This window comes from Pectobacterium sp. F1-1, assembly GCF_025643735.1.
In the GTDB taxonomy this organism is placed as follows: Bacteria; Pseudomonadota; Gammaproteobacteria; order Enterobacterales; family Enterobacteriaceae; genus Pectobacterium; species Pectobacterium colocasium.
The window spans coordinates 689,509-716,170 of the sequence record NZ_CP104733.1; the positions used below are offsets into that span (position 1 = coordinate 689,509).

Genomic DNA, 26,662 nt, shown 5'->3' on the forward strand with positions numbered 1-26,662 from the left:
GAAGCATCAATGCGCAAAGTTATTCAGCTTTATATACTTTGGAGATACTACGTACACTTATGTATGCTCCGTTATGGTGTGTCAACGCACAAAAAACTTGAAGTATGGTAGATAACTCTAGCGATGAGTTTCCGATAGAAGTATCGAGTAGTTATCTTTATGAATAGTATTAGAGAGCAATTTCATAAATCAAAATGGCTTATGATTTTGAAAGCATCATACTTTTTTCTCGGTCTGCTTAAATCTCTGGAAGAAGAATTTACCTCATTCAGCTTACTACTCAACACATTTTTAGTATCGCTAGATAATGAATCCCACCATTCAGGGTTGGAATATGTATTTTCTGAATAAGAATAGAAAAACTCAACGAGTAGGTCTTCTTTATTCTCTTTTTCCATTAATGATTTAATTAATTTTTCCGCTAGGCTATTTTCCTGAAGCCATGAGAAAAAATAAATCCTTTGTCTTTACTAGTGCTTATACAATTGAATATAATAAATTGATCTTGATTGTAGTCATTGAGGTTTTGCAATTTATTGTTATAGAAATCTATTTCTATTAGGATGGATGCTCCTGTTACAACTTTATTGTTCTCTACTTCAAATACTTTGTGTCTAAGACGTGAGAAAGACTTTGATAAATATATTTCATCAAGTTTTTTCTTTATCTTTCCAGTGTCGGACAAACCTTGTTTTTCATGCCTTTCTTTTTCGGATAGGATTGATTTTATTATTTTCTCTTTTGTTTTTAAATCATCGTAATTGCGTTCTTTCTTTAATTCTTTCAATTGTGAATTGAATTCGTTTCTTAATTTATATTGGTTTTTAACAATAAGTGATTTTTTAAAATATTCCATGCAACTAATACGATAAGCTTGTAAGAAAAGGTTTTCTGCTGAGGGATAGAACAAAGTATTTTCTATAGGAGAAAAGATATGTTTATCGTGGTAGGCACAAAATCCAGTAAATACAGATGCTTTAGAAATGCCGGTTTTTGTAAATGTTAGCACTCCATTTTGTTCATTTAAAGTAAAGGGGTTGGTATTCACTGACATAACCACTCCATTACTTGCTATAGGCCGAAGAGATAAAGATTTTGATAATGTATGTGCATCAATGATTCTTGAGTCACACCTTTCATGTAAAATTTCTGGCGCACTACAATACTTTAATTTCTGGCTTTTCATTAAATTTTTGGCGATATTAGCCCATCCATTATCCATATTTTACCTTTCAATTTTGATTGATTTTCATTTAATTAAAATTCTTTTACGCACTAGTTATAGTATTATTCAGTGGGAAGTGATGGGGTAAGGTTAATTATATATTTTTAGAGGCGATTTTTGGTTTTTAAATTGTAAGGGAAATCATTAATGTTTTTTTCTTAATTTGAAATTTTATTTATCCGAATATCTGATAACTTTTTTCTGAATAGTCAAAACGATGAAGAAATCATAAAAATACGTAGTATGTCGATTATATATTTGGTGGCCCCTGCTGGACTTGAACCAGCGACCAAGCGATTATGAGTCGCCTGCTCTAACCACTGAGCTAAGGGGCCGAATGGGCAATGATTATACGGTAATGTGCGGAGGAGGTCTATAGCCTATCTGCTGGGTGGTGCTTTTATGTACTCAAGATAGCTTGTTGTTATTCTTATCAGAATTTACGATAGCTGTAGTCAACGGAAGTAGGGAAAGACATGATTACCGATATTCTTGCCATGAATCTTCAGGTGGTTTTCTGCGGCATTAACCCTGGGTTGTCGACGGCCCATCATGGTTACCACTTCGCGAACCCCAGTAACCGCTTCTGGAAAGTCATTCATCAGGCAGGGTTTACCGAGCGGTTGCTGACGCCCGCCGAAGAACAACATCTGCTGGACACCGGATGCGGCATCACGATGCTGGTGGATCGCCCAACGGTTGAAGCCACCGAGCTAGGGCGAGATGAGCTGCTGCAAGGTGGGAGCGCGATTGTTGAGAAAATGGAGCGTTATCAGCCGCGTGCGTTGGCTGTGCTGGGGAAGCAGGCGTTCAGTCAGGCGTTTGGTATCAAGAAAGTGTCGTGGGGACGTCAGGCGTTGCGTATTGGCGAGACGCAGGTTTGGGTGCTGCCGAACCCAAGTGGACTGAATCGTGCGACGCTGGAGTCGCTGGTGGCGTCGTATCAGGAGCTGCATCAGGCATTGCAGGATAACGTATAAATGCAATCTGAGCGTTCTGACAGGCAAAAAATAACCCCGGAGAACCGGGGTTATTTATCATGTCGTGTGGATTAGCTGAGAACCGAATTAATCATCCAGGAAGCTACGCAGCACTTCGGAACGGCTTGGGTGGCGCAGTTTACGCAGCGCTTTCGCTTCGATCTGACGAATACGTTCACGTGTAACGTCAAACTGTTTGCCCACTTCTTCCAGCGTATGGTCGGTGTTCATATCGATACCGAAACGCATGCGCAGGACTTTCGCTTCACGTGCGGTCAGGCCAGCCAGTACGTCGTGTGTCGCAGAACGCAGGCTTTCCGACGTTGCTGAATCCAGCGGCAGCTCCAGCGTCGTATCTTCAATGAAATCGCCCAAATGTGAATCTTCATCATCACCAATCGGGGTTTCCATTGAAATCGGCTCTTTCGCGATCTTCAGCACTTTACGGATCTTGTCTTCCGGCATCAGCATACGTTCAGCCAACTCTTCCGGCGTCGGTTCACGACCCATTTCCTGCAACATTTGACGAGAGATACGGTTCAGTTTATTGATCGTCTCAATCATGTGTACCGGAATACGGATGGTACGTGCCTGATCGGCGATAGAACGGGTGATCGCCTGACGGATCCACCAGGTCGCATAGGTCGAGAATTTGTAACCACGGCGATATTCGAATTTATCTACCGCTTTCATCAGACCGATGTTGCCTTCCTGAATCAGGTCGAGGAACTGCAAACCACGGTTGGTGTATTTCTTCGCGATAGAAATAACCAGACGCAGGTTGGCTTCCACCATTTCTTTCTTGGCGCGACGCGCCTTCGCTTCACCAATCGACATGCGGCGATTGATGTCTTTCACCTGCTCGATTGTCAGACCGGTTTCTTCTTCGATCTGTTGCAGTTTTTGCAGGCTGCGAGTGACGTCTTCTTCTACATCATTCAGCTTTTCAGACCACGGCTTGCCCATGGCGACGGCTGCGGCAAACCAGGTGTTATTGGTTTCATTGCCGGTGAACATGGTGACGAAGTTTTTCTTCGGCATTTTGCACTGTTCAACGCACAGTTTGATGATCAAACGTTCCTGAGTACGGACGCGATCCATCATGGAACGCATGCTGTTAACCAGGAAATCGAACTGTTTCGGCACCAGGCGGAACTGTTTGAAGACTTCAGACAGGTTCAGAATTTCCTGTGCTGCCAGCGCATGGCTACGACCATGGGCTTTGATAGCCTGACGGGTGGTTTCATATTGTTCACGCAGTTCGGTGAACTTCTCACGCGCCAGTTCCGGATCGATACTGTTATCGTCTTCGGAGTCTTCGTCGTCTTCAGACTCTTCGTCGTCATCGTCCATTTCTTCGCTCGACAGCTCGGAGCCCACGTGCGTTGCGGTAGGGGCGATGTCCTCTTCCGCATTAGGATCGACGAAGCCGGTGATCAGGTCGGACAGGCGGCTTTCGCCCGCTTCAACGCGATCGTATTGTTCCAGCAGGTAAGTAATGGCTTCAGGATACTCGGCGACAGAGCACTGAACCTGGTTGATACCGTCTTCGATACGTTTGGCGATATCAATCTCGCCTTCACGCGTCAATAGCTCAACGGTACCCATTTCACGCATGTACATGCGAACCGGATCGGTAGTGCGACCAATTTCCGATTCAACGCTGGATAGAACCTGCGCAGCAGCCTCTGCCGCATCTTCATCGGCATCATTGGTGTTTTCGGCCAGCAACAGATCGTCTGCATCCGGTGCTTCTTCCATCACCTGGATGCCCATGTCGTTAATCATCTGGATGATATCTTCGATCTGATCCGAGTCGATGATATCTTCCGGCAGATGGTCATTGACCTCAGCATAGGTCAGGTAGCCTTGCTCCTTACCACGGGTGACAAGCAGCTTCAGCTGTGACTGCGGGTTTTGCTCCATAAGACGGTATCCACACTTCAGAGTATTTGGGTTGGTGTCGGTCAGCGTAGTTCGCTAACAATAGCATTAGGGGTATTTTTCTTATCGCCGCGGCCCCTGTAGCGGCTCTTTGCAGGGCTCAACCCTGCTATTTATAGGCAATTAAGCCTCTGTATCAGTGTTTTCTGGTCAACGCCAGTTGCAACGACCAAAGCTCTTTTTTTTCTTTGGCGTTGAGCCCGTGCGTTCTGTCACGGGCAATCAATGTTTCTTGTCGCTGTTTCAACAGCTGATCGTAGAGCTCTGCCAGACTGATTCTGAACTTCTCGTCGAGCTCTTCCTCTACGATCATATGGTTCCATGAAGCCATGGTTTCAAGCTGCTTGCGGTACTTGCTGTCGCGATATTTTTCCAACAGCAAACCCATGTTCATTCCCGGGCTGGCGTTGCAGGTTTTCACCAAATCCTGAAACAGCGATAAACCAGCCACTTTGTCTTCTTCAATCCCTTCCAGCGCAAGGTCAGGAACCTCTGCCGCCAGCCTGGGGTTTTGTACTAAAAGTCCTATAAGTATACGCATAGTTGTGACTTTTAGTTGCGGCGGCTGGTAAGGCTGTGCCTGCTCTGCCACTTTAGGCAGTAGCCTGTCCAACTGGCTGTCGTCCAAAATACCCAGCTTGTTGCCGAGCTGCTGGCGCAAATAGAGCCGCAGCGTTTCTCCCGGTACCTGGCCTATCAGCGGCAGCGCCAGCGTGCTGAGCTTGGTACGGCCATCGGGAGAACTCATATCCACCTGCTGTTGCAGCGTTTCAAACAGAAACTGCGACAGCGGCAGAGCGTGTTCCATACGCTGTTCAAAGGCGGCTTTGCCCTCTTTACGTACCAGCGTGTCGGGATCTTCACCGTCCGGCAGAAACATAAAGCGTAGCTGACGACCATCGTTCAAATAGGGTAGCGCAGTTTCCAGCGCGCGCCATGCCGCTTCGCGTCCGGCACGGTCTCCGTCATAACAACACACCACTAGATCGGTGGCGCGAAAGAGTAACTGAATGTGATCGGCGGTCGTCGAAGTACCCAGCGACGCCACCGCATAATCAATACCAAACTGCGCCAGCGCCACGACATCCATATAGCCTTCAACAACCAAAAGTCGCTTTAGCTCCGCGTGGCTTTGCTGCGCTTCATACAGGCCGTACAACTGGCGACCTTTATGAAAAATCTCTGTTTCTGGCGAGTTAAGGTACTTTGGCGTACCGTCGCCTAATACTCGTCCGCCGAAAGCAATCACTCGCCCCCGTTTGTCGCGAATGGGGAACATCACTCGCTCGCGGAAGCGATCGTACGTTCGGCCTTGATCGTTAGTCACCAGCATGCCGGCATCGTTCAATGTGCTGCGGTCATCATTATTGCGGCCAAAGCGCTTTAAAACGTTATCCCAGCCGGGCGGGGCGAAGCCGATCGCAAAATGGCTGATAACCTCTGCGCTTAAACCGCGCTGTTGCAGATACTGCAACGCTGGCGTACCGACTGACTGGCTTAGTGCTTGCTGATAGAACCCGCTGAGCTGCCCCATCAATTCGTATAGACTTTGTCGCTGGTGACGCTCTAACTGGGTTGGGCCAGTGCCGCTTTCATAAGGCACTTCGAGGCCGTATTGGGTGGCCAGTTCTTCAATGGTTTCAACGAATTCGAGACGATCGTAATTCATCAAAAAATCAATGGCGTTGCCGTGTGCGCCACAGCCAAAACAGTGGTAGAACTGTTTATCACCGTTTACGGTGAATGAGGGGGTTTTTCGTGATGGAACGGACAGCACGCATGGTAGTTTTTGCCCTGCTTTTTCAGTTTGACACGCGCGTCAATGAGATCGACGATGTCGGTGCGCGCCAGCAGGTCATTAATAAATACGCGTGGGATTCGTCCAGCCATAAGCCCCTGATGTATATCTTTCTGTAAGGTGGTTACATTGGATATAGCTTATAAACGACAACAAGCCGCGCTTCCTTTCGGAAAGCACGGCCTTCGTATGCAACTGCTAAGTCTGCGGATTAATCACGCGTTAGAGGGAAACCCTCCTGAAAATTAATACAGACGAGTGCGGCGTGCGTTTTCTCGAGCCAGTTTCTTCGCGTGACGTTTCACTGCAGAAGCTTTAGCGCGCTTACGTTCGGTCGTTGGTTTTTCATAAAACTCACGACGACGAACTTCAGCCAGAACACCTGCTTTTTCACAGGAACGCTTGAAGCGACGCAGAGCTACGTCGAACGGCTCGTTTTCACGTACTTTAATTACCGGCATGTGCCTCTCACCTCAATAAATTCGGTTTGCCGCTGGCCTTGTGCCAGCCTTTTCAAAATGGTGCGGAATTCTACTGCAAACGTGACGCCTTTGTAAAGCATTGTGGTGATCATAAAACACCCAACCACGGCCAGCGCAGAAATCAGGGAGCTTATGGTAGACTATCCACAGTTTGAAGCAAGCAGCATTCAACGAGCGCTTGTATCGTCATCAAAGTAGGAACAGCAATGCGTGTATTGGGTATCGAAACATCCTGTGATGAAACCGGCGTGGCCATTTATGACACAGAAACCGGTTTGCTCGCCAATCAGTTATACAGCCAGGTCAAATTACATGCTGATTACGGTGGTGTCGTGCCTGAGCTTGCCTCACGCGATCACGTGCGTAAAACGGTTCCATTAATTCAGGCTGCGCTGCGTGAAGCCGGGTTGCAGGCAAGCGACATCAATGGTGTGGCTTATACCGCTGGTCCTGGTTTGGTTGGCGCGTTACTGGTGGGGGCGACGGTTGGACGTTCTCTGGCGTTTGCCTGGGATGTGCCAGCAATTCCTGTGCACCATATGGAAGGGCATTTGCTGGCGCCGATGCTGGAAGATAATCCACCGGCGTTTCCCTTCGTGGCGCTGCTGGTTTCTGGTGGACATACGCAGCTCATCAGCGTAACGGGCATTGGTGAATACCGTTTACTGGGCGAGTCGATTGATGACGCCGCGGGCGAAGCGTTTGATAAAACGGCGAAACTGCTGGGGCTGGATTATCCCGGTGGCCCGATGCTGTCGAAGATGGCGCAGACGGGGGATTCGCAGCGCTTTACGTTTCCGCGCCCAATGACCGATCGACCTGGGCTGGATTTCAGCTTCTCTGGGCTAAAAACGTTTGCTGCCAATACGATTCGGAGCAACGGCGATGACGATCAAACGCGTGCCGACATTGCTCGCGCATTTGAAGATGCCGTTGTGGATACGCTGGCTATCAAGTGTCGTCGTGCGCTGGATGAAACGGGCTTTAAGCGACTTGTCATGGCGGGGGGCGTGAGTGCAAACCGGACGCTACGCCAGCGCTTAGGTGAAGTGATGGCAAAACGTGGCGGTGAAGTGTTTTATGCGCGTCCTGAATTCTGTACGGATAATGGTGCGATGATTGCCTATGCGGGTAGTGTACGTCTGATGCATGGCGCCAGCCAGACGCTGGGGTATCCGTTAGACCACGTTGGCCGTTGGCTGAACTGCCCGCGGTGTGAGCGTTTTGGCAATAATTGCTACGTGTAGCGATCCTACACGTAGCAAAGAAAACGTAGCGAAAATACTCAGTAAAAAACGAGTAATAAAAACGGTAGCGGGCGGGTAATGCCGGTCACTTAAGGTGACCGGCATTGTTTTTTAACGGATATTTCGCTCGTCTTCCCCTGATTTCTCGGGGGTAACTTCGCTCCCTGCGCAACGGCAATACCAGATAGACTGCCTGCTCATAAAAATGCTTCAGATGTCCTGGTATTGCACCCGGTGATGAACCCGGCAGACTGATAAGTAATCGCCAGATTTCCGTCAGGGCGCCGCTGAAGCTCAACTGATACGGCAGGTAATCTCCTTTCAGCCTAAACGCCATTTTCACCATCTGATAACGCACCAGATTGTACGTCAGCAGCACGCCCCACAACTCCTGCCTCACCATTTCCGGCAGTTTGCTCCGTAAATGCCACCTGTTACCCAGTAAAACTTGTTTCGCCTCGCGATATCCTAACTCGATTTCCCATCGGTGAGCGTAAAGTGCGTTCACCTCCGCTGCCGGATAACGCATCGGGTCCGTCAGTGACGTCAGCACCTCGCGCGTTTTTCCCTCTATCGTCTTCGTTAACAACCGTGCGGTGATGCTCTCCGGCAGTTCTGCCCATTGTTTACGCGCCTGCGGCGATGTCTTAATCCGCACCAGTCTGTCTTGCCTGCCCAGCTTGCTTATCACTTCATATTGCGTATTTTTCTTCAGGGGCAACAACCAGTGCCGGTTTTCTCCCATACTCTGCCAGTGATGTAATAAGCCTGCGGAGTAAAACCCTTTATCGAACAAGGTAATGCTGTTGTCTGGTGTTTTTTCGGTCAGCTCTGCTGCCAGCCGCATCTCATTGACATCGTAACGGCCGAACGCACTGGCGGTTATCAGATGGCTGCTCAACTCCATCAGGCAAGCCATTCTCACCTGAGGATAGCCTCTGTCACCGTACTGATTCGAAGCCTTGCCGAAGGCCGCCTCATTTTCCGGTGTATCCTGTGTTTGCCAGACCACGCCGTCGACGGCAAACAGGTTGAGCCCATGCCATTGCGGATGCTGAGCCTGTTCGTTCCAGTGTCGTTGTGTGATATCAAACAGTTCCCTGATAGCGGCCTCGCCGAGCGTCTTCCGCCGCTGTATGACTGAACTGGGGGCGATGAACGGGGAGCCGGAGCGGTCGGCGATATCCATGAGATTAACGATGTGGGAAAGAGGTCGCTGATTGAATACAGCCATGCCAATAACCAGCCACACCATGGACTCAAGGGGGAGTTTTCGCTTGCGCAGCGTGACGGTATCAGTGAGCGTAAATGCCTGTTCGATCATGCTAACGGGCAGGAAATCAGCCAGAGTATGAATCTGTTCCGGCGCAGTAAGATTGATAATGCCAAGAGCCTGAGAAAGTTGCATAAAAAAAGGTCCATGAATGTCATGAACCTTTTGTACACCAACGGCTGGATCGTTCAACTGATCCTTAAACGATCGGCATTAAGCGGGCGGGTGAGTTACAGCTCTTGTTCGAAGAGCACCAGAATAGCTTCGTAAAGCTGTTTGACGCTGAAGCCTCTTGCCGGGGTGGTGAAGATGGTGTCATCCCCCGCAATGGTGCCGAGAATCCCTTCGGACTTCCCGAGTGAGTCCAGCAGGCGGGCAATGAGCTGCGCGGCACCAGGACTGGTATGGATGACGATGACCGCATCGTTGTAGTCCACGTCCAACACAAGATTCTTTAGTGGACTAGACGTTGTAGGAACGCCGAGTTCTGCCGGGAGACAATACACCATCTCCATTTTTGCATTGCGTGTGCGCACGGCGCCAAATTTCGTTAGCATGCGTGACACCTTGGATTGGTTGATGTTTTCAAATCCTTCGTCTTGCAATGCCTGAACAATTTCACTTTGAGAACTGAACTTCTCTTCCTTTAACAGCGCTTTGAACGCTTTAACGAGGTCTTCTTGTTTTGTCGAATTTCGCATTCTGCACCGGATTAATTGTTATGGTTAATTCTCCTATTATGCAGTTGTGTGAATTTTTATGCAATTAAATCGCCTATAATTCCAGTCTATTTCCTCAGATATGTGCTAGTCGCTGTTTTCACAAAAATTCGGTCCGTGAGTAGTCCGAAAAATGCGTCCTGCGTCACATAAAAGTAAATCAAATGTTATCAGAATGATGTTGTTTGGACGCCATAGATCGGTGTAATGTAGCGCACAGGTTAATTGCACGTGAATGAACACCGCGTTATAGCTCAATAGCTTATTAACTTTACTTACCTTTCAAACGAATGGTTGTTTTTGATTTATTATTAGAGACATAGCGTATTTTTGTCTCTCATGTCATTTGCAGAAAGGTGAGTAGACTGATCTTATCCCCATTTTTTATATTCTGTTTATAACCAAATGAATTCACGGCACTTTTTTATTTTACGATAATAAGGAGTTTAGGATGAAAGTTGCAGTTCTCGGAGCAGCAGGTGGTATCGGTCAGGCACTCGCACTCCTCCTCAAAACCCAGCTTCCTTCAGGTTCAGAACTATCCCTTTACGATATTGCTCCGGTCACGCCGGGTGTTGCTGTCGATCTGAGCCACATTCCTACAGCAGTGAAGATCAAAGGCTATAGCGGTGAAGATGCTAAACCTGCGCTGGCTGGCGCGGATGTCGTGCTGATCTCTGCTGGTGTGGCACGTAAACCTGGTATGGATCGTTCCGATCTGTTCAACGTCAATGCGGGAATTGTGCGTAATCTGGTTGAGCAAATTGCGGTTACCTGCCCAAAAGCCTTCATCGGTATTATCACTAACCCAGTGAACACGACCGTTGCCATTGCAGCTGAAGTGCTGAAAAAAGCTGGCGTGTATGACAAAAACAAACTGTTCGGCGTTACCACGCTGGATATCATCCGTTCCAATACCTTCGTTGCTGAGCTGAAAGGCAAACAGCCACAGGATATTAATGTTCCAGTTATCGGCGGACACTCTGGTGTGACGATTCTTCCACTGCTGTCTCAGGTTCCTGGTATCAGCTTCAGTGAGCAGGAAGTGGCCGATCTGACCAAGCGTATTCAGAATGCGGGCACCGAGGTTGTTGAGGCCAAAGCAGGTGGCGGATCGGCCACTTTGTCTATGGGCCAGGCTGCTGCACGCTTTGGTCTGTCTCTGGTTCGTGCGCTGCAAGGCGAAAGCGGTGTGGTGGAATGTGCATACGTTGAAAGCGATGGCAAATATGCTCGTTTCTTCGCTCAACCGGTGCTGTTGGGCAAAGACGGCGTCGTAGAGCGTAAAGATATCGGCACATTAAGCGCTTTTGAGCAAAATGCGCTTAGCAGCATGCTGGAGACGTTGAAGCAGGATATTGAGTTAGGCGAGACGTTCATCAAATAATTGCGATTGTTAACAATACGCAGAATAAAAAGCCGGAGATAGTGATCTCCGGCTTTTCTTTTTAATCGGGGCGGATGAGTTTTTTTCTGTCGATAAGCTCATTGGTTTCCGGATCGTAATACCGGCTGGGCCAAATCTCTGAGGGGTGAATATTCAACGCATCGGCAATAAGCCATTCCCCCTTGGGCCAGGGGCGTGAGAGCGCGTTAGCTAACGTAGATGAGCTTAATCCGGCCGCTCGCGATACTGCCGCCAGCGTCGTGTTTTTCTTGCGCAGTGCAGCAATGATATCAGCGGGATGCCAGTCTTGTTTCCTTAAAATCATATTCCTTCCCTTATTTGCTATAAGACGACTGTAGATTAGTGGTATAAATAACGGATGTTAGTTATATGCCGAGCTAACATGACATTATTATTTGGAAATAATATAGCATTAATTTTCCTTAAAATTCTCAATTAATTTCCAAATAAGCGCGTTTTTGTTAGGGATGGCACTATCAGGATGAAAGGCAATGAAAAAAGAGTGGTTTGCTACCAGCGAATTGGTTGGAGTCGGCGGCCTTCCGAAATCAAGACAAGGATTGAATAAGCGCGCCCGTGAGGATGGATGGGAGAAGCGTCGCCGTAAAGGCGTCCAGGGAAGAGGAGTGGAGTACTCAATTCACAGCTTACCGGATACGGTAAAAAAATCCCTATTACTCGAAATCGAGCCTTCCGTCTACTCGGCCAAGCAACCTGCGGCTCTGGCGGTATGGATGCAGATTTATCAGCAACTATCTGAAAAAGAAAGAGATGAGCTAGTCGCTTATATTCTTCGCGTCGGCGTATCGACGACGCTGAGCCAGTTGGGTATTACACCGTCGGATGAAGAACCTATCTCATCAATGGAGATTGACTGAGCTATAGGGAGTGGGTTCCCTGATTGCCCATCTGTGGTGAAGAAGGAACCTGCATTTTCTTTCGGTTTACCGTATTACTCTGGGCGCGATGTTTTAGCATCGCACTGGATTTAATCATTTCTTTATTACTTAGGTGTGCCGGTAACGTGTAAAAGTTAGCGGTTTAGGTAATTATAGTCTATTATATGGAAACTTTTGGGCGAGTTGACGTAATGCCTGTTCAAAACAAACAAGGGAGTGACGAGTATGGACAAAGAATGGTTTGCAACAAGTGAGCTGGTTGGCGTAGGTGGATTGCCGAAGTCACCGCAGGGGCTGAACAAACGGGCGCGAGACGACGGTTGGGAAAAGCGCAGAAGGAAAGGGGTTCAAGGGCGTGGTGTCGAATATTCTATTCGTAGTTTGCCGAACGAGGTCAGGAATTCTCTGCTCGTAAGAGAGAACCCGCCAACAGAATATTACCGCATCGATAATGAGCCGACCCTGTTGTCATCGTGGGTGCATATTTTCCATCAACTTTCTGTTGATGAACGAACCCGGCTGATCAATTTCATCTTGCGTGAAGGGACGATAGCGATGTTGTCTCGGCTGGATGAGGTCCCCATCGACCAGACTGCCTAGTCTGCGAACGAGTAGCGCTGCAAGGCAGCGCTACGTAGATTGAACCAGACACGATTGAAGCAGATACATAGTACCTTACACCACGATTAGAAATCGCGCTGTACGGCTAAGTGGGCAAGGCCTTCTAGCGCCATACGGTATGGTGTTTCCGGTAGTTGCTGTAGTGCGCTAATCGCTTTATCTGCCTCTTCTTCGGCCCGCTGACGCGTATAATCAAGCGAACCACACTGCTGCATGGCGGCAAGCACTGGTTCCAGTAGGTGGCGTCCGTTTCCTTCTTCAATTGCCTGACGAATCAGCGCACTCTGTTCTGTATTGCCATTACGCATGGCGTGCAGTAGTGGCAGCGTTGGCTTGCCCTCATTAAGATCATCGCCCGTGTTTTTGCCCAGCGTTTTTCCGTCTGCACTGTAATCAAGCAGATCGTCAATTAACTGGAACGCGGTGCCCAGGTAGCGGCCGTAGTCCTGGAGCGCTTTCTCTTGCTCTGGCGTCGCGCCCGCAAGGATGGATGAAGATTGTGCGGCGGCTTCAAATAAACGTGCCGTTTTGCTGTAAATGACGCGCATATAACTTTCTTCGGTAATATCTGGGTCGTTGCAGTTCATTAACTGCAAGACTTCGCCTTCGGCAATCACGTTTACCGCTTCCGACATGAGCGCCAGAACACGTAACGATTCAAGGCTGGTCATCATCTGGAAGGCACGGGTATAAATGAAATCCCCAACCAAAACACTCGCGGCATTGCCAAAGGCGGCATTGGCCGTCGCTTTACCCCGACGCATGTCAGATTCGTCTACCACGTCATCATGTAGCAGTGTTGCGGTATGGATAAATTCGATCAGTGCAGCAACAGTGACGTGTTTATCACCGCTATAGTCGAGGGCTCTGGCGGCCAGAACAGCAATCATAGGGCGTATACGTTTTCCACCGCCGCTGATGATGTAATGTCCAAGTTGGTTGATCAAAACGACGTCGGAATTCAGTTGTTCAAGAATGACGTTATTAACAGCTGCCATATCTTGCGCGGTTAATGTTGTAATTTGTTCTAGATTCATGGTTTGTGCCAACGTATGTCTTCAACACTGCCGTAAGATTGCTGTTGCATATCGGCAAGATGGAACTTATTGCGCCGATTGTACTTGAAAAATGAGAGAGATAAACGGCAGTTCATACGTTGTATTCTTTTTCTTCACATCCGTTGATTATGCACTTGTCATCCTCAGTATTTTTGCGTAGAATTCGCGCCCTATTATGAATATTTATAGCGCGCTCTGAAACCTATGGTGAGTGCGCGGAAAGCGGAGTTTTATATGTACGCAGTTTTCCAAAGTGGTGGTAAACAACACCGAGTAAGCGAAGGTCAAACCGTTCGCTTGGAAAAGCTGGACATCGCAACTGGTGAAGCCGTTGAGTTTGACCAAGTTCTGATGGTTGCCAACGGTGAAGAAATCAAAATCGGCGTTCCTTTCGTCGATGGCGGTAAAATCAAAGCTGAAGTTGTTGCTCATGGTCGTGGCGAAAAAGTGAAGATCGTTAAGTTCCGTCGCCGTAAACACTACCGTAAGCAAGCAGGCCACCGTCAGTGGTTCACTGACGTGAAAATTACCGGCATCAGCGCTTAAGATTAGGAGAGCGGATTAAATGGCACACAAAAAAGCTGGCGGTTCAACCCGTAACGGTCGTGACTCCAATGCACAACGTCTGGGCGTAAAACGTTTTGGCGGCGAAAGTGTACTGGCTGGTAACATCATCGTTCGTCAACGTGGCACCAAATTCCACGCAGGAACTAACGTTGGCTGCGGGAAAGACCACACTCTGTTTGCTTTGACTGATGGTAAAGTTCAGTTTGAAGTTAAAGGCCCAAAAAACCGTAAATATATCAGCATCGTTGCTGAATAATTTTTCGCGTTAGGTCTTACGGATTCAAGCCCCGCAATTCTTTGCGGGGCTTTTTACATTCTGATTCTGAGTAAACCATCTGGGTAAGTATGAATACTAAACAGCAGACGGGTATCGGCCTTTGTCTGGCGTTGACTACGGCAGTTTGCTGGGGGGCGCTACCGATAGCCATGAAACAGGTTCTGGTGGTAATGGAACCTTATACGATTGTTTGGTATCGTTTTTTTATCGCCTCGATTGGACTCGGCATTATTCTGTCATACCGTAAGAATTTACCGCCAATGCGGGTTTTCCGGCATCGACGTTGGTGGATTTTGCTACTGATCGCGACGGCTGGACTACTGGGTAACTTTGTTTTCTTTAGCTCGTCTCTGCAATATCTAAGTCCGACAGCGTCTCAGGTTATCGGGCAGCTTTCTCCTGTTGGTATGATGTTCGCCAGCGTACTTATCCTAAAGGAAAAGATGCGTGGCACGCAGGTCATTGGCGCGATCATGCTGATCTGCGGCCTGATCCTGTTCTTTAATACCAGCCTGATTGAGATTTTTACCCGGCTGACGGACTACACGCTGGGTGTGCTGTTAGGCGTCTGTGCTTCGGCGGTATGGGTATCCTATGGCGTAGCGCAGAAGGTGCTGTTGCGGCGTCTGACATCACAGCAAATTCTGTTTCTGCTATATGTGCTTTGCGTCGTGTTTATTACGCCTTTTACCAAGCTTGAGGCTATTTTCCAACTGAGCAACTGGCAGCTTATCTGCCTGCTATTCTGCGGTGCGAATACATTAATTGGGTATGGTGCGCTTGCGGAGGCCATGGCACGCTGGCAGGCGTCACAGGTGAGTGCCGTCATTACGCTGACGCCGCTGTTTACGCTGTTGTTTTCCGATCTACTGGCGTTGGGGTGGCCGGCTTTCTTTGCTGCGCCAGTGCTGAACTGGGTTGGCTACCTGGGCGCTTTTGTCGTGGTTGCCGGTGCGATGTTTTCTGCTATCGGACATCGTTTCTTACCCGGTAAGAAAGAACCTGTGCCGCCATTGAGGGTGCAGAAGTAGCCTGAGAGATACGTATTGCAGAGGGGCACAGACGCCTTTTGACATTCTGCATGTGTTGCTTATTTTTAATACAGATGAAATTATTGGAGCAGGCAGGTACAATCCGCTCCTTTGCTGGAATGCGTTCTGGTGCGTCAGTTTTTTTAATGGTGAGTAGAAATACGCTACATGCCGTAAAATCAAAAAGTTACGCCAAGAAGAACCAATAACAAGCCTAAAACACGTAGATATTCTCTATTGGTTTTTTGCGGAGAGAATCAATGAAGTTTGTAGATGAAGCCACAATTCTTGTTGTGGCAGGCGATGGCGGTAACGGTTGTGTTAGCTTTCGTCGTGAAAAATATATTCCTAACGGTGGCCCAGATGGCGGTGACGGCGGTGACGGCGGTGACGTTTATCTGCTGGCTGACGAAAACCTGAACACACTGATCGATTACCGTTTTGAAAAATCTTTCCGCGCTGAGCGTGGACAAAACGGGCAAAGCCGTGATTGTACGGGTAAGCGCGGCAAAGATATTACGATTAAAGTCCCGGTTGGTACGCGTGTTCTCGATCAGGGAACTGGCGAAGTGCTAGGTGATATGACGCGTCATCAGCAGAGCCTGATGGTAGCGAAAGGCGGCTGGCATGGTTTAGGTAACACGCGTTTTAAATCATCCGTCAACCGTGCTCCTCGCCAGAAGACCAGCGGCACGAAAGGTGAAGAACGTGAGCTGACACTGGAACTGCTGTTGCTGGCTGACGTGGGAATGCTGGGGCTGCCCAACGCAGGTAAATCGACTTTCATCCGTGCGGTATCAGCGGCAAAACCAAAAGTCGCCGACTATCCGTTTACCACACTGGTGCCGAGCCTTGGCGTGGTTCGTATGGATAGCGAACAGAGCTTTGTTGTGGCGGATATTCCTGGTTTGATTGAAGGAGCATCCGAAGGTGCTGGGTTAGGGATTCGTTTCCTGAAGCACCTGGAGCGCTGCCGTGTTCTGTTGCACTTGGTTGATCTGGCTCCGATTGATGAGTCTGATCCGGTTGAAAATGCCAAAATCATTATCAACGAGCTAGAGCAGTACGGCGCAGGTTTGGCAGAAAAACCGCGTTGGCTGGTTTTCAACAAAGTTGATTTGATCGACAAAGCTGAAGCGGAAAAACGAGCCAAAGAGATTGCGACTGCGCTTGGCTGGGAAGGGAAATATTACCTGATTTCTGCGGCGAACCGTGAAGGCGTCACGCCACTTTGCTGGGATGTGATGAGCTTCCTGAAAGCCAATCCGAAAGTGACGGCGATTGCCGAAAGCGCACCGGAAAAAGTTGAATTCATGTGGGACGATTATCACCGTCAACAGCTGGCTGAAATAGAAAAAGAAGCTGAAGAAGAGTGGGATGATGATTGGGACGATGAAGATGACGAAGGCGTTGAGATTATCTATCAAAAGTGATGCGTTCTTCTGCTAGTTAATGCTCGCTTATTGCGGCCTTATCCCATCAGGGTAAGGCCGCATTCTTATTTTAATTGTTCTGATAAATGTCTTTGTAGAGGCGACTTTCAAATCGCACCAGAGGGACACGGCGTGCGCGTTGGTCTTCTGGCGGCACGGCATAACCGGACAGGAACTGAACGAATGCCATGCGCTGGCCACTCGCGGTGGTGATGAAGCCTGCCAGATTATATACGCCCTGTAGTGCCCCGGTTTTCGCCGAAACCTTGCCATCAACGCCAGCTTCATGCAGGCCGCCACGATAGCGCAGCGTGCCGTCATAGCCGGAAAGTGGAAGCATGGTGATGTAATTCAATTCATTATCGTGCTGTGCGATGTACTGCAATACCTGCATCATCGTTTCTGGCGAAATCAGGTTGTGTCGTGACAGGCCTGAACCATCAACAACAATGCTGTTTCCTAAATCCACACCTGCTTTCTGACGCAGGATCTGGCGCACGGCATCCGCGCCAGCGCGCCATGTACCCGGCACGCTAAAGCGCTCATGCCCAATGGTACGGAAAACCGTATCGGCAATCATATTGTCCGATTTTTTCAGCATGATAGTGAGCAGATCGTGCAGTGGCGCGGATTGTGTCTGAGCCAGCACGCTCCCCGCGGCTCCTGGCTGCGTCTGACGACGAAGGCTGCCCTTGATGCGAATATCTGCTTGCTGAAGCTCATCTTTAACAATCGCGCCGGCATAACTGGCCCCATCCTGAATCGCGAACGCCAGCGGAAGCGGCTCTGTGCGCTGAGTCAAACAGCCTGTAAGCGTAAAACGATTCAGTTCCCCCAGAACCACATCCAGTTCGCAATATTGCGCATCAGACGAGCCTTTAGCCAGCGTGCGGACCTCGCTGAACATTTGCACCGGATAATAGGATGCAACGCGGATAAACGCATTGTCGCCCGCTTTAGGCGCGCTGTAGAGTGAGACGGAGAAGCAGTTACGATCGACAATCGCGGCGCCCGGTGGGGCGCTGAAGCACTGGGTCATGTCGTTCCAGGGCCAGCCCGGCGCTTTATCGTGACTGGCGAATACCGAGGTATCGATTAGCACATCCCCTGCGATTTCCTGTATCCCGCGCTTTCTTAATTCTTGCACCATGTTCCGTATTTGCTGGCGCTTAAGTGTTGGATCGCCGCTAAACCGCACGATGAGGTTACCGTTTAGCATACCGCTGGTGACAGGGCCATGGCTTTCCATCGTAGTGATGAATCGATAGTCTGGACCCAATTGTAGTAATGCAGCTAATGCGGTTATCACCTTTTGTGTACTGGCGGGAAGCGCCATTTGCTGGCTATTGAAGGCCATGCTGGGTGTTGTTGAGCCAACTTTTTGTACCAATAGCGCCAGATTGGCGCCGTCTGGTAAATATTGGCGATGATCCTCAACAGAAGCTGCATTGGCATGCAGAACAAAAGCGCAGGCAAATCCGGTAACAATCGATGAAAAACGCATAATCTCAGCTAATAACGGGGTAACGTGTGGTCATACTACGGCGCAACAAGGGCTAAAGTAAACGATGACCCTCATTGAACTCTGGGGTAAAATACGTATCAAAATGCAAAACCGCTGCCAGCCTGGAAATTTTATTCCGGGGGTGGTTGCTTTTGCTTTATGTCCAGTGAGGACTGGCACGTTGCAGAGACTCCGTCGCCTTTGATTTTTAGCGCGTCAGGATGACGATTATTTGAGTCTTACGGACTTTTTTAGAGGTATAGACAATATGAAACAATTTCCGATGACCTTGCGTGGTGCTGAAAAATTGCGCGAAGAGCTTGACCACCTGAAATCTGTGCGTCGACCTGAGATTATTGCGGCCATTGCTGAAGCGCGTGAGCACGGCGATCTGAAAGAAAATGCAGAATACCACGCCGCACGCGAGCAGCAGGGCTTTTGTGAAGGGCGCATTCAAGACATTGAAGCGAAGCTGTCTAACGCACAGGTTATCGATGTCACGAAGATGACGGCGAACGGGCGTGTTATTTTTGGCGCCACGGTAACCGTGATGAACCTGGATAATGAAGAAGAACAAACCTACCGGATTGTTGGCGATGATGAGGCGGATTTTAAGCAGAATCTGATCTCTGTGAATTCCCCGATTGCGCGTGGGCTGATCGGCAAAGAGGAAGATGACGTTGTGGTCATCCGTACGCCGGGCGGCGATGTGGAATATGAGATCCTGAAGGTCGAATATCTGTAAATTTTGCTGGGTTGTTGATTAAAACAGCAAAAATTGTAAAGAAAAGAAAAAGGCCGCTTGCGGCCTTTTCTCTAACCGAGAGGCATGGCACCTTTCCGTTAAAACTGAGTATCCTGAAATAAAAAGTGTTATCGTGGTAACACAATTTTACGTTCTTTCGCAGGACGGTACAGCACCAGCGTGTGGCCGATGACCTGAACGTTAGCGGCACCCGTTTCACGAACAATGGCCTCGACAATCAAGGCTTTGGTTTCGCGGTCTTCTGTCGCTACTTTTATCTTGATCAGTTCGTGATGCGCCAATGCTTGTTCGATCTCAGCCAAAACACCTTCGGTGAGACCGTTATTGCCCAGCATGACAACCGGTTTTAGCGGATGTGCCAAGCCTTTCAGGTGCTGTTTTTGTTTATTACTTAGGTTCATTGTCTTTTTTACTTAGGTTGGGATTGAAAACGGGTCATTCTACCGCCATCTCATGATTATAACCAATTTGACTGTTCTGATTGGTAATATGTGAGAAGTTTCTCCCCACCACGAGCGTGTTACTGAGAATAGTTGGAAAATCGATGGCGAATAAAAAGCGTTCTGCAAGTTCCAGTCGCTGGTTGCAGGAACACTTTAGCGATAAATATGTGCAGCAGGCCCAGAAAAAAGGGCTGCGCTCGCGTGCTTGGTTTAAACTTGACGAAATACAACAGAGCGACAAACTGTTTAAACCCGGTATGACGGTTGTGGATTTAGGCGCTGCACCTGGCGGTTGGTCACAGTATGTGGTCACGCAAATTGGTGGAAATGGTCGAATTATCGCGTGCGATATTTTACCGATGGATCCGATTGTTGGCGTCGATTTCCTGCAAGGGGACTTTCGTGATGAACTGGTCCTCAAAGCCTTGCTCGAAAGGGTTGGCGATAGCAAAGTTCAGGTGGTGATGTCTGACATGGCCCCTAACATGAGTGGTACACCAGCCGTTGATATTCCGAAATCGATGTATCTGGTTGAATTAGCACTTGGTATGTGTCGGGATGTATTAGCGCCAGGCGGAAGTTTCCTGGTGAAAGTGTTTCAGGGAGAAGGTTTTGATGAATACCTACGGGAAATTCGCTCCCTGTTTACGAAAGTGAAAATTCGTAAACCAGACGCCTCACGTGCCCGGTCTCGTGAAGTGTATATTGTAGCGACAGGGCGGAAACTGTAGTACCCTAACGCTGTTTTTTAACACAGTTGTAATATGAGGTTAATCCCTTGAGTGACATGGCGAAAAACCTAATTCTCTGGTTAGTCATCGCAGTGGTGCTGATGTCTGTTTTCCAGAGCTTTGGGCCCAGCGAGTCGAATGGCCGTAGGGTGGATTATTCAACCTTCTTGACTGAAGTGAATCAGGATCAGGTCCGTGAAGCACGTATTAACGGGCGTGAGATCAGTGTTATCAAAAAAGACAGCAACAGATACACGACTTACATTCCTGTCAATGACCCCAAGCTACTGGATAACCTGCTAACGAAGAATGTGAAAGTCGTTGGTGAGCCACCGGAAGAGCCAAGCCTGTTGGCTTCTATCTTTATTTCCTGGTTCCCGATGCTGCTACTCATTGGCGTCTGGATCTTCTTCATGCGTCAAATGCAAGGCGGCGGTGGTAAAGGTGCCATGTCCTTCGGCAAGAGCAAAGCGCGTATGTTGACTGAAGATCAGATCAAGACGACGTTTGCTGATGTTGCCGGTTGCGACGAAGCGAAGGAAGAGGTTAGCGAACTGGTTGAGTACCTGCGTGAACCTAGCCGTTTCCAGAAGCTGGGCGGTAAGATTCCGAAAGGTATTCTGATGGTCGGCCCGCCGGGAACCGGTAAAACGCTGCTGGCGAAGGCGATTGCTGGTGAAGCGAAAGTCCCTTTCTTTACGATTTCCGGTTCTGACTTCGTTGAAATGTTTGTTGGTGTTGGTGCTTCTCGCGTTCGTGATATGTTCGAACAGGCGAAGAAAGCGGCACCTTGTATCATCTTTATCGATGAAATCGACGCCGTTGGCCGTCAGCGTGGCGCAGGTTTAGGCGGTGGTCACGATGAACGTGAACAAACGCTGAACCAAATGCTGGTTGAGATGGACGGCTTTGAAGGCAACGAAGGCATTATTGTTATCGCGGCGACGAACCGTCCCGATGTGCTTGATCCAGCTTTGTTGCGTCCCGGTCGTTTTGACCGTCAAGTTGTGGTTGGCCTGCCGGATGTTCGCGGTCGTGAACAGATTCTGAAAGTGCATATGCGTCGCGTACCGCTGTCTCCCGATATCGATGCGTCAGTGATTGCGCGTGGTACACCAGGTTTCTCTGGTGCGGACTTGGCTAACCTGGTTAACGAAGCCGCATTGTTCTCTGCTCGTGGTAATAAACGTGTCGTTTCGATGGTCGAATTCGAGAAAGCGAAAGACAAAATCATGATGGGTGCCGAGCGCCGTTCCATGGTTATGACTGAAAAGCAGAAAGAATCGACAGCATACCATGAAGCCGGTCACGCTATCATTGGTCGTCTGGTGCCAGAGCACGATCCGGTTCATAAAGTGACTATCATCCCACGTGGTCGTGCCCTGGGCGTGACGTTCTTCCTGCCTGAAGGTGATGCGATCAGCGCCAGCCGTCAGAAATTGGAAAGCCAGATCTCTACGCTGTACGGCGGTCGACTGGCTGAAGAAATCATTTACGGCGTGGAGCATGTTTCGACTGGCGCGTCTAATGACATCAAAGTCGCAACGTCGATTGCTCGTAACATGGTGACGCAGTGGGGTTTCTCTGAGAAATTGGGTCCATTGCTTTATGCAGAAGAAGAGGGCGAAGTATTCCTCGGCCGTTCTGTCGCAAAAGCCAAACACATGTCAGATGAAACGGCGCGTATCATCGATCAGGAAGTGAAATCACTGATTGAACGCAACTACGTGCGTGCTCGTGAGCTGTTGATGGCAAATATGGACATCCTTCACTCAATGAAAGATGCGTTGATGAAGTATGAAACCATTGATGCGCCGCAGATTGACGATTTGATGGGGCGTAAGAAAGAGGTTCGTCCGCCTGCGGGCTGGGAAGCGTCTCGTTCTGACAACGATTCCAGCAACGGCGGTGGGACACCTAAAGCCCCTACGCCAGTGGATGAGCCACAAACACCTAATTCTGATTCCGGTAACACGACTCCTGGTAACCCCCTGTCTGAGCAAGCGGACGACAAATAATTCGCCTGCGATTGATATCGGTAACTCACAAAACCCCAGCTCAGGCTGGGGTTTTTTACTGAGAATGTTCTTCGAATCACCTTTCATGCTAACTACACCAGAATGCGGAGGTAAATCATGCAACTGGTTGCCAGAGACTCAACGCTGGATCTTTCCTGCCCACGTATCATGGGTATTCTTAACGTCACGCCGGACTCTTTTTCCGATGGCGGAAAACACAACAAGCTTGATGCAGCATTACTGCATGTTCAGGAGATGGTTAACGCTGGTGCGGCCCTGATCGATATTGGCGGTGAATCAACGCGTCCTGGAGCGGATGAGGTGAGCACGGAAGAAGAGTTGGAACGTGTGGTGCCTGTCGTTGAGGCCATCGCTAAGCGGTTTGATGTCTGGATCTCGGTCGATACTTCAAAGCCGGAAGTCATGACGGCGTCAGCGCTGGCAGGTGCACATCTGATTAATGATATTCGCGCTTTGCAAGAGCCAGGTGCGCTGAAAGCGGCGGCGGCAACGGGGCTACCTGTGTGTCTGATGCACATGCAGGGGATGCCGAGAACCATGCAGCATAAGCCGCATTATGATGACCTGATGCAGGACATCGGCAATTTCTTGCAACAGCAGATTGATCGCTGCGTGAACGCCAATATTCCGAAAAGTAAGCTATTGCTGGATCCTGGGTTCGGATTCGGTAAGAATCTTGCCCATAATTATGCGCTTCTGGCTCGCCTGAGCGAATTACATCGTTTTGAACTGCCGCTTCTGGTGGGGATGTCGAGGAAATCCATGATTGGACAACTCCTTAATGTGCCGCCTGCGCAGCGTGTTCATGGTAGTGTTGCCTGTGCTGTGATCGCGGCGATGCAGGGAGCACAGATTATTCGCGTGCACGATGTTAAAGAAACGGCTGATGCCATGCGCATTGTTGAGGCGACCCTTTCTGCGAAGGAATAAAAACGAGATGAGTAACCGCAAATATTTTGGTACCGATGGCGTGCGTGGCAAGGTTGGTAATACACCGATTACCCCTGATTTTGTGCTTAAACTGGGTTGGGCTGCGGGGAAAGTGCTCGCACGGCATGGTTCTCGTAAGATTATTATCGGCAAAGATACCCGCATTTCAGGCTACATGCTGGAGTCTGCGTTGGAAGCCGGGCTGGCAGCGGCGGGGTTGTCGGCTTCTTTTACTGGCCCGATGCCGACGCCGGCGGTTGCTTATCTCACCCGCACGTTCCGTGCAGAAGCGGGTATCGTTATTTCTGCTTCTCATAACCCGTATTACGACAACGGTATTAAATTCTTCTCAATTGACGGTACCAAGTTGCCGGATGACGTAGAAGAAGCAATAGAAGCGGAACTGGAAAAACCGCTGACGTGTGTTGAGTCTGCTGAATTAGGCAAAGCCAGCCGCATTGTTGACGCCGCTGGTCGCTACATCGAGTTTTGTAAGGGTACGTTCCCGAGCGAACTGAGTCTCAATGGTTTAAAGATTGTCGTCGATTGCGCCAATGGTGCGACCTATCATATCGCCCCCAGCGTATTACGCGAGCTTGGTGCTAAAGTCATCGCAATTGGCTGTGAACCGGATGGCATGAATATCAATGAAGAGTGCGGGGCGACCGACGTCAGGCTACTGCAGGCTCGCGTGCTGGCTGAGAAAGCGGATGTTGGCCTCGCGTTTGACGGCGATGGCGATCGGCTCATCATGGTCGACCATTTGGGCAACAAAGTCGATGGCGACCAGATTCTGTATATCATCGCCCGTGAAGGTTTACGCCAAGGGCAACTGCGTGGCGGTGCCGTGGGCACGCTGATGAGTAACATGGGGCTTGAGGTGGCATTAAAGCAGCTGGGCATCCCGTTTGCTCGCGCCAAGGTGGGCGATCGCTATGTATTAGAAATGATGCAGGCAAAAGGGTGGCGCATTGGTGCAGAAAACTCCGGCCATGTCATCTTGCTCGACAAAACGACGACGGGCGACGGTGTGATTGCTGGTTTGCAGGTTCTTACCGCGATAGTGAGAAATCATATGAGTCTGCATGATTTATGCAGCGGTATGAAGCTGTTTCCACAGATCCTGGTCAACGTACGGTTTACGGGAGAAAACGACCCGCTGGAAGATAAAAACGTTCAGCAGATTACGCAGGATGTGGAAAAAGAATTGGCCGGACGCGGGCGGGTGTTGCTGCGTAAATCCGGTACTGAGCCGCTTATCCGTGTCATGGTTGAGGGTGAACAGGAAGAGACCGTTATCGCGCTGGCAAACCGCATTGCCGATGCGGTGAAAGCTGTTGGTTGAGGTTTTTTTGATTAACCAATCAGGCAGATATAATACTGTTCACTTAAGCGTAGATTTAGAGGGAAACACGGTGATGAGGTTCCCGCCGGGATACCTCGCACCGTGGTAGCCCCCGGTATCTCGATTCTTAAACGATCGGCATTAAATCAGGCAGATAGGGCTTTTGGCATGCATCTTGTGCCGAAAGCCGCTGTTTTTTTCTGCAATCAACCCGCGGTGACCAAATTACCCTTGCGTACGTTACATCCTTTGGTTAGTATTCAGACCCGCTTGATAAGGGATGTTTGAGACATCTGACTTGCGGAATGACGCGCGGTTTGCCGCCAGAATATAGCATTCTCCATGAGACATGGAGAAAACGGTTAACAGGTACGACTATGTACGAAGCTCTATTAGTGATTTTCCTGTTAGTATCGATCGGGCTGGTTGCCTTGATCATGCTTCAGCAGGGTAAAGGTGCTGATATGGGAGCCTCGTTCGGAGCAGGTGCTTCTGCCACTTTGTTCGGTTCGAGCGGCTCTAGTAATTTCATGACCCGCATGACTGCGATACTGGCGACCCTGTTCTTCATTATCAGCCTCATTCTGGGCAACCTGAGTTCGCTGCAGAAAAAAGGCGGTGCTTGGGATAACCTGAGCCAGCCTGAAAAAGTCGAGCAGACGACAACGCCTGCTGCGCCTTCAACGCCGGCGAGTGACATTCCGAAATAAGCGTTTTAAAGTAGTAATTGTGATGCCGTGGTGGTGGAATTGGTAGACACGCTACCTTGAGGTGGTAGTGCCCGATTGGGCTTACGGGTTCAAGTCCCGTCCTCGGTACCAACATAAAAAATAGACGTCAATGGACGTCTATTTTTTTGTCTCTAATTTCTGGTCTCAGCGCTTTACAGGCGCACCAACTGCTTGCCGAAGTGTTTACTGTCTAATAAGTCGATAAAGGCTTGAGGCGCATTCTCTATTCCCTCAATAATGTTCTCTCGATATTTTAATCGCCCTTTCTCAACGGCATCGAGTAGCCAAATGTCCGCTTCTGCGTAGTCTTTGAACCACTCAGTGACGAGAAAAAATCGGCTCAGAGGGGCTTCGGGCAAAGAAGAGAAAAATGCCACCGGGCTTGAAGCATCAACATCATGCCCTTGATTATAGAGTGCCGCGCTGCCACAAACAGGAACTCTGGCACCTTCGTTAAGCAACCTGGCAACGAAGAGAGAAACTCTGCCACCAACATTTTCAAAATAGATGTCAATTCCGTTGGGACAAGCAGCTCGCAAGGCCTGATCTAAACCAGCTTCTTTATAATTAATACAAGTATCAAACCCAAGAGTCTCAACGACATAACGGCATTTTTCTTCGCTGCCCGCCAAGCCGACCACGCGACACCCTGCTTGTTTGCCTAGCTGTCCGACGGCTGAACCGACACCTCCTGATGCAGCGGATACCACCAACGTTTCTCCTGCTTTGGGTTTGGCTATTTTATTCAGGCCAAAATAAGCGGAACGTCCTGGTGTTCCTGCGGCCCCCAAAAAAATAGAAGGTGATAGAGCCGTCGGCAGTACGCGGTGTGTAATAAAATCCTGAGGCGTACCGACATAGTATTTCTGCCAGCCTGAAAAGGTAAATACGCAGTCTCCAACCTGAAATTTTGGATTTTTTGTTGCTACGATATTGCCTATTGTTTCCCCTTGAATAACCTCTCCGAGCTTGATAGTGCTAACAAAGGCCGTATTTCTACTGAGTCGAGCGCGCGTGTATTGGTCAATAGATAGCCACTTATTTTCAACTATGTATTCGCCGGGTTGTAACGCATTGATATGGCGTTCATCAAGCCTAAAGTGTTCTAACTGGGCTGGGCCATCAGGATGGTGAGCGAGTACGATTAGTTTATTTGTTAACGGGTTCATAATATTCCCTATATTCATCATTCATTACGCATGACTTGATGG

At 49.1% G+C, this 26,662-nt stretch carries 25 protein-coding genes, 2 tRNA genes and 2 pseudogenes; 17 read left to right on the plus strand and 12 right to left on the minus strand.

The annotated features are described in order from the left end of the window. Positions 1-421: 421 nt before the first annotated feature. Both NAL19_RS03035 and NAL19_RS03040 read right to left on the minus strand, forming a co-directional pair. Complete coding sequence (locus tag NAL19_RS03035) at positions 422-1,222, minus strand: hypothetical protein (RefSeq protein ID WP_263058719.1); 801 nt, start codon at positions 1,220-1,222, stop codon at positions 422-424. A gap of 262 nt (positions 1,223-1,484) precedes the next feature. After that, positions 1,485-1,560: transfer RNA gene (locus NAL19_RS03040), tRNA-Ile, on the minus strand. Positions 1,561-1,701: 141 nt separating this feature from the next. On the opposite strand from NAL19_RS03040, the gene mug reads away from it, so the two are divergent. Further along, positions 1,702-2,205: a G/U mismatch-specific DNA glycosylase gene (mug, locus tag NAL19_RS03045; protein ID WP_225086844.1), complete on the plus strand. Its 504-nt coding sequence runs from the start codon at positions 1,702-1,704 to the stop codon at positions 2,203-2,205. 87 nt (positions 2,206-2,292) lie between these two features. On the opposite strand, the gene rpoD is transcribed toward mug, so the two are convergent. After that, on the minus strand, positions 2,293-4,131 hold the full coding sequence (gene rpoD, locus NAL19_RS03050) for an RNA polymerase sigma factor RpoD (RefSeq protein WP_263058720.1): 1,839 nt from the start codon (positions 4,129-4,131) through the stop codon (positions 2,293-2,295). 154 nt (positions 4,132-4,285) lie between these two features. Next, a pseudogene (dnaG, locus tag NAL19_RS03055) lies at positions 4,286-5,985 on the minus strand (DNA primase). Between dnaG and NAL19_RS03060 the strand changes: the two are divergent. After that, positions 5,929-6,066: a hypothetical protein gene (locus tag NAL19_RS03060; protein ID WP_263059775.1), complete on the plus strand. Its 138-nt coding sequence runs from the start codon at positions 5,929-5,931 to the stop codon at positions 6,064-6,066. The pseudogene dnaG and the gene NAL19_RS03060 sit on opposite strands and share 57 nt — an antisense overlap. A 126-nt stretch (positions 6,067-6,192) precedes the next feature. Here NAL19_RS03060 and rpsU read toward each other — a convergent pair whose 3' ends face one another. Continuing rightward, on the minus strand, positions 6,193-6,408 hold the full coding sequence (rpsU, locus tag NAL19_RS03065; RefSeq protein ID WP_001144069.1) for a 30S ribosomal protein S21: 216 nt from the start codon (positions 6,406-6,408) through the stop codon (positions 6,193-6,195). 227 nt (positions 6,409-6,635) lie between these two features. On the opposite strand from rpsU, the pseudogene tsaD reads away from it, so the two are divergent. After that, positions 6,636-7,648, plus strand: a pseudogene (tsaD, locus tag NAL19_RS03070) (tRNA (adenosine(37)-N6)-threonylcarbamoyltransferase complex transferase subunit TsaD). 113 nt (positions 7,649-7,761) lie between these two features. On the opposite strand, the gene NAL19_RS03075 reads toward tsaD, so the two are convergent. Both NAL19_RS03075 and argR read right to left on the minus strand, forming a co-directional pair. Further along, positions 7,762-9,084: an IS4 family transposase gene (locus NAL19_RS03075; RefSeq protein WP_263058721.1), complete on the minus strand. Its 1,323-nt coding sequence runs from the start codon at positions 9,082-9,084 to the stop codon at positions 7,762-7,764. A 95-nt stretch (positions 9,085-9,179) separates the two neighbouring features. Beyond that, positions 9,180-9,650 carry a transcriptional regulator ArgR gene (gene argR, locus NAL19_RS03080; RefSeq protein ID WP_012773258.1) on the minus strand — a complete coding sequence of 157 codons (471 nt, stop codon included), beginning with the start codon at positions 9,648-9,650 and terminating at the stop codon, positions 9,180-9,182. 469 nt (positions 9,651-10,119) lie between these two features. Between argR and mdh the strand changes: the two genes are divergently transcribed. After that, positions 10,120-11,055 (plus strand): malate dehydrogenase, encoded by a 936-nt coding sequence (gene mdh / locus NAL19_RS03085; RefSeq protein ID WP_263058722.1) that lies wholly within the window; start codon positions 10,120-10,122, stop codon positions 11,053-11,055. A gap of 61 nt (positions 11,056-11,116) precedes the next feature. Here the strand turns inward: mdh and NAL19_RS03090 are convergent, their stop codons facing one another. Continuing rightward, on the minus strand, positions 11,117-11,380 hold the full coding sequence (locus NAL19_RS03090; protein ID WP_012773260.1) for a helix-turn-helix domain-containing protein: 264 nt from the start codon (positions 11,378-11,380) through the stop codon (positions 11,117-11,119). Positions 11,381-11,567: 187 nt separating this feature from the next. On the opposite strand from NAL19_RS03090, the gene NAL19_RS03095 reads away from it, so the two are divergent. Further along, the gene (locus tag NAL19_RS03095) at positions 11,568-11,954 is read left to right on the plus strand and encodes a DNA-binding protein (protein WP_225086848.1); all 387 of its coding nucleotides are present in this window, start codon (positions 11,568-11,570) and stop codon (positions 11,952-11,954) included. Between the two features lie 246 nt (positions 11,955-12,200). After that, entirely contained in the window at positions 12,201-12,575 is a 375-nt protein-coding gene (locus NAL19_RS03100) for a DNA-binding protein (RefSeq protein ID WP_225086849.1), read from the plus strand. Positions 12,576-12,661: 86 nt separating this feature from the next. Here NAL19_RS03100 and ispB read toward each other — a convergent pair whose 3' ends face one another. After that, positions 12,662-13,633: an octaprenyl diphosphate synthase gene (ispB, locus tag NAL19_RS03105; RefSeq protein WP_263058723.1), complete on the minus strand. Its 972-nt coding sequence runs from the start codon at positions 13,631-13,633 to the stop codon at positions 12,662-12,664. 255 nt (positions 13,634-13,888) lie between these two features. On the opposite strand from ispB, the gene rplU reads away from it, so the two are divergent. From rplU to cgtA, 4 genes are all read left to right on the plus strand, one after another. Beyond that, on the plus strand, positions 13,889-14,200 hold the full coding sequence (rplU, locus tag NAL19_RS03110) for a 50S ribosomal protein L21 (protein ID WP_010283026.1): 312 nt from the start codon (positions 13,889-13,891) through the stop codon (positions 14,198-14,200). 19 nt (positions 14,201-14,219) lie between these two features. Then, the gene (rpmA, locus tag NAL19_RS03115; protein WP_012773263.1) at positions 14,220-14,477 is read left to right on the plus strand and encodes a 50S ribosomal protein L27; all 258 of its coding nucleotides are present in this window, start codon (positions 14,220-14,222) and stop codon (positions 14,475-14,477) included. An 89-nt stretch (positions 14,478-14,566) separates the two neighbouring features. Then, positions 14,567-15,529 carry a DMT family transporter gene (locus NAL19_RS03120; RefSeq protein WP_225086851.1) on the plus strand — a complete coding sequence of 321 codons (963 nt, stop codon included), beginning with the start codon at positions 14,567-14,569 and terminating at the stop codon, positions 15,527-15,529. A 260-nt stretch (positions 15,530-15,789) separates the two neighbouring features. Further along, positions 15,790-16,962 (plus strand): Obg family GTPase CgtA, encoded by a 1,173-nt coding sequence (gene cgtA, locus NAL19_RS03125; RefSeq protein WP_012773265.1) that lies wholly within the window; start codon positions 15,790-15,792, stop codon positions 16,960-16,962. A 70-nt stretch (positions 16,963-17,032) separates the two neighbouring features. Here cgtA and dacB read toward each other — a convergent pair whose 3' ends face one another. After that, positions 17,033-18,466 carry a serine-type D-Ala-D-Ala carboxypeptidase gene (gene dacB, locus NAL19_RS03130; protein ID WP_263058724.1) on the minus strand — a complete coding sequence of 478 codons (1,434 nt, stop codon included), beginning with the start codon at positions 18,464-18,466 and terminating at the stop codon, positions 17,033-17,035. A 268-nt stretch (positions 18,467-18,734) separates the two neighbouring features. Here dacB and greA point away from each other — a divergent pair, with 268 nt between their 5' ends. Further along, positions 18,735-19,211 (plus strand): transcription elongation factor GreA, encoded by a 477-nt coding sequence (gene greA, locus NAL19_RS03135; RefSeq protein ID WP_012773267.1) that lies wholly within the window; start codon positions 18,735-18,737, stop codon positions 19,209-19,211. 128 nt (positions 19,212-19,339) lie between these two features. Here greA and yhbY read toward each other — a convergent pair whose 3' ends face one another. After that, positions 19,340-19,633, minus strand: a complete 294-nt coding sequence (gene yhbY, locus NAL19_RS03140; RefSeq protein WP_010283039.1) for a ribosome assembly RNA-binding protein YhbY — start codon at positions 19,631-19,633, stop codon at positions 19,340-19,342. A gap of 143 nt (positions 19,634-19,776) precedes the next feature. Here yhbY and rlmE point away from each other — a divergent pair, with 143 nt between their 5' ends. The 6 genes from rlmE (at position 19,777) to NAL19_RS03170 (ending at position 25,541) form a co-directional block, all read left to right on the plus strand. Further along, complete coding sequence (rlmE, locus tag NAL19_RS03145) at positions 19,777-20,406, plus strand: 23S rRNA (uridine(2552)-2'-O)-methyltransferase RlmE (RefSeq protein ID WP_012773268.1); 630 nt, start codon at positions 19,777-19,779, stop codon at positions 20,404-20,406. Between the two features lie 56 nt (positions 20,407-20,462). Then, positions 20,463-22,424, plus strand: a complete 1,962-nt coding sequence (gene ftsH, locus NAL19_RS03150) for an ATP-dependent zinc metalloprotease FtsH (RefSeq protein WP_225086853.1) — start codon at positions 20,463-20,465, stop codon at positions 22,422-22,424. Positions 22,425-22,541: 117 nt separating this feature from the next. Then, a complete protein-coding gene (gene folP / locus NAL19_RS03155) occupies positions 22,542-23,375 on the plus strand; it encodes a dihydropteroate synthase (protein ID WP_263058725.1) in 834 nt (277 codons plus the stop codon). 7 nt (positions 23,376-23,382) lie between these two features. Next, entirely contained in the window at positions 23,383-24,720 is a 1,338-nt protein-coding gene (gene glmM, locus NAL19_RS03160) for a phosphoglucosamine mutase (RefSeq protein WP_225086855.1), read from the plus strand. A gap of 377 nt (positions 24,721-25,097) precedes the next feature. Beyond that, positions 25,098-25,430, plus strand: coding sequence for a preprotein translocase subunit SecG (gene secG / locus NAL19_RS03165; RefSeq protein ID WP_263058726.1), 333 nt, complete (start codon positions 25,098-25,100; stop codon positions 25,428-25,430). Positions 25,431-25,454: 24 nt separating this feature from the next. Then, positions 25,455-25,541, plus strand: a tRNA-Leu gene (locus NAL19_RS03170). Between the two features lie 62 nt (positions 25,542-25,603). On the opposite strand, the gene NAL19_RS03175 is transcribed toward NAL19_RS03170, so the two are convergent. Continuing rightward, the gene (locus NAL19_RS03175; RefSeq protein WP_225086857.1) at positions 25,604-26,641 is read right to left on the minus strand and encodes an NADP-dependent oxidoreductase; all 1,038 of its coding nucleotides are present in this window, start codon (positions 26,639-26,641) and stop codon (positions 25,604-25,606) included. Between the last annotated feature and the right edge of the window lie 21 nt (positions 26,642-26,662).

Excerpts from the sequence above, each read along its gene's own strand:
- NAL19_RS03100 (WP_225086849.1), top strand. The coding sequence starts at position 12,201 with ATGGACAAAGAATGGTTTGCAACAAGTGAGCTGGTTGGCGTAGGTGGA.
- cgtA (WP_012773265.1), top strand. The coding sequence starts at position 15,790 with ATGAAGTTTGTAGATGAAGCCACAATTCTTGTTGTGGCAGGCGATGGC.
- ispB (WP_263058723.1), bottom strand. The coding sequence starts at position 13,633 with ATGAATCTAGAACAAATTACAACATTAACCGCGCAAGATATGGCAGCT.
- greA (WP_012773267.1), top strand. The coding sequence starts at position 18,735 with ATGAAACAATTTCCGATGACCTTGCGTGGTGCTGAAAAATTGCGCGAA.
- dacB (WP_263058724.1), bottom strand. The coding sequence starts at position 18,466 with ATGCGTTTTTCATCGATTGTTACCGGATTTGCCTGCGCTTTTGTTCTG.
- ftsH (WP_225086853.1), top strand. The coding sequence starts at position 20,463 with ATGGCGAAAAACCTAATTCTCTGGTTAGTCATCGCAGTGGTGCTGATG.
- NAL19_RS03090 (WP_012773260.1), bottom strand. The coding sequence starts at position 11,380 with ATGATTTTAAGGAAACAAGACTGGCATCCCGCTGATATCATTGCTGCA.
- argR (WP_012773258.1), bottom strand. The coding sequence starts at position 9,650 with ATGCGAAATTCGACAAAACAAGAAGACCTCGTTAAAGCGTTCAAAGCG.
- NAL19_RS03075 (WP_263058721.1), bottom strand. The coding sequence starts at position 9,084 with ATGCAACTTTCTCAGGCTCTTGGCATTATCAATCTTACTGCGCCGGAA.
- folP (WP_263058725.1), top strand. The coding sequence starts at position 22,542 with ATGCAACTGGTTGCCAGAGACTCAACGCTGGATCTTTCCTGCCCACGT.
- NAL19_RS03095 (WP_225086848.1), top strand. The coding sequence starts at position 11,568 with ATGAAAAAAGAGTGGTTTGCTACCAGCGAATTGGTTGGAGTCGGCGGC.
- rpoD (WP_263058720.1), bottom strand. The coding sequence starts at position 4,131 with ATGGAGCAAAACCCGCAGTCACAGCTGAAGCTGCTTGTCACCCGTGGT.
- mdh (WP_263058722.1), top strand. The coding sequence starts at position 10,120 with ATGAAAGTTGCAGTTCTCGGAGCAGCAGGTGGTATCGGTCAGGCACTC.
- NAL19_RS03175 (WP_225086857.1), bottom strand. The coding sequence starts at position 26,641 with ATGATGAATATAGGGAATATTATGAACCCGTTAACAAATAAACTAATC.
- rpmA (WP_012773263.1), top strand. The coding sequence starts at position 14,220 with ATGGCACACAAAAAAGCTGGCGGTTCAACCCGTAACGGTCGTGACTCC.
- rpsU (WP_001144069.1), bottom strand. The coding sequence starts at position 6,408 with ATGCCGGTAATTAAAGTACGTGAAAACGAGCCGTTCGACGTAGCTCTG.
- NAL19_RS03060 (WP_263059775.1), top strand. The coding sequence starts at position 5,929 with ATGGTAGTTTTTGCCCTGCTTTTTCAGTTTGACACGCGCGTCAATGAG.
- yhbY (WP_010283039.1), bottom strand. The coding sequence starts at position 19,633 with ATGAACCTAAGTAATAAACAAAAACAGCACCTGAAAGGCTTGGCACAT.
- NAL19_RS03120 (WP_225086851.1), top strand. The coding sequence starts at position 14,567 with ATGAATACTAAACAGCAGACGGGTATCGGCCTTTGTCTGGCGTTGACT.
- NAL19_RS03035 (WP_263058719.1), bottom strand. The coding sequence starts at position 1,222 with ATGGATAATGGATGGGCTAATATCGCCAAAAATTTAATGAAAAGCCAG.
- glmM (WP_225086855.1), top strand. The coding sequence starts at position 23,383 with ATGAGTAACCGCAAATATTTTGGTACCGATGGCGTGCGTGGCAAGGTT.
- rlmE (WP_012773268.1), top strand. The coding sequence starts at position 19,777 with ATGGCGAATAAAAAGCGTTCTGCAAGTTCCAGTCGCTGGTTGCAGGAA.
- rplU (WP_010283026.1), top strand. The coding sequence starts at position 13,889 with ATGTACGCAGTTTTCCAAAGTGGTGGTAAACAACACCGAGTAAGCGAA.
- mug (WP_225086844.1), top strand. The coding sequence starts at position 1,702 with ATGATTACCGATATTCTTGCCATGAATCTTCAGGTGGTTTTCTGCGGC.
- secG (WP_263058726.1), top strand. The coding sequence starts at position 25,098 with ATGTACGAAGCTCTATTAGTGATTTTCCTGTTAGTATCGATCGGGCTG.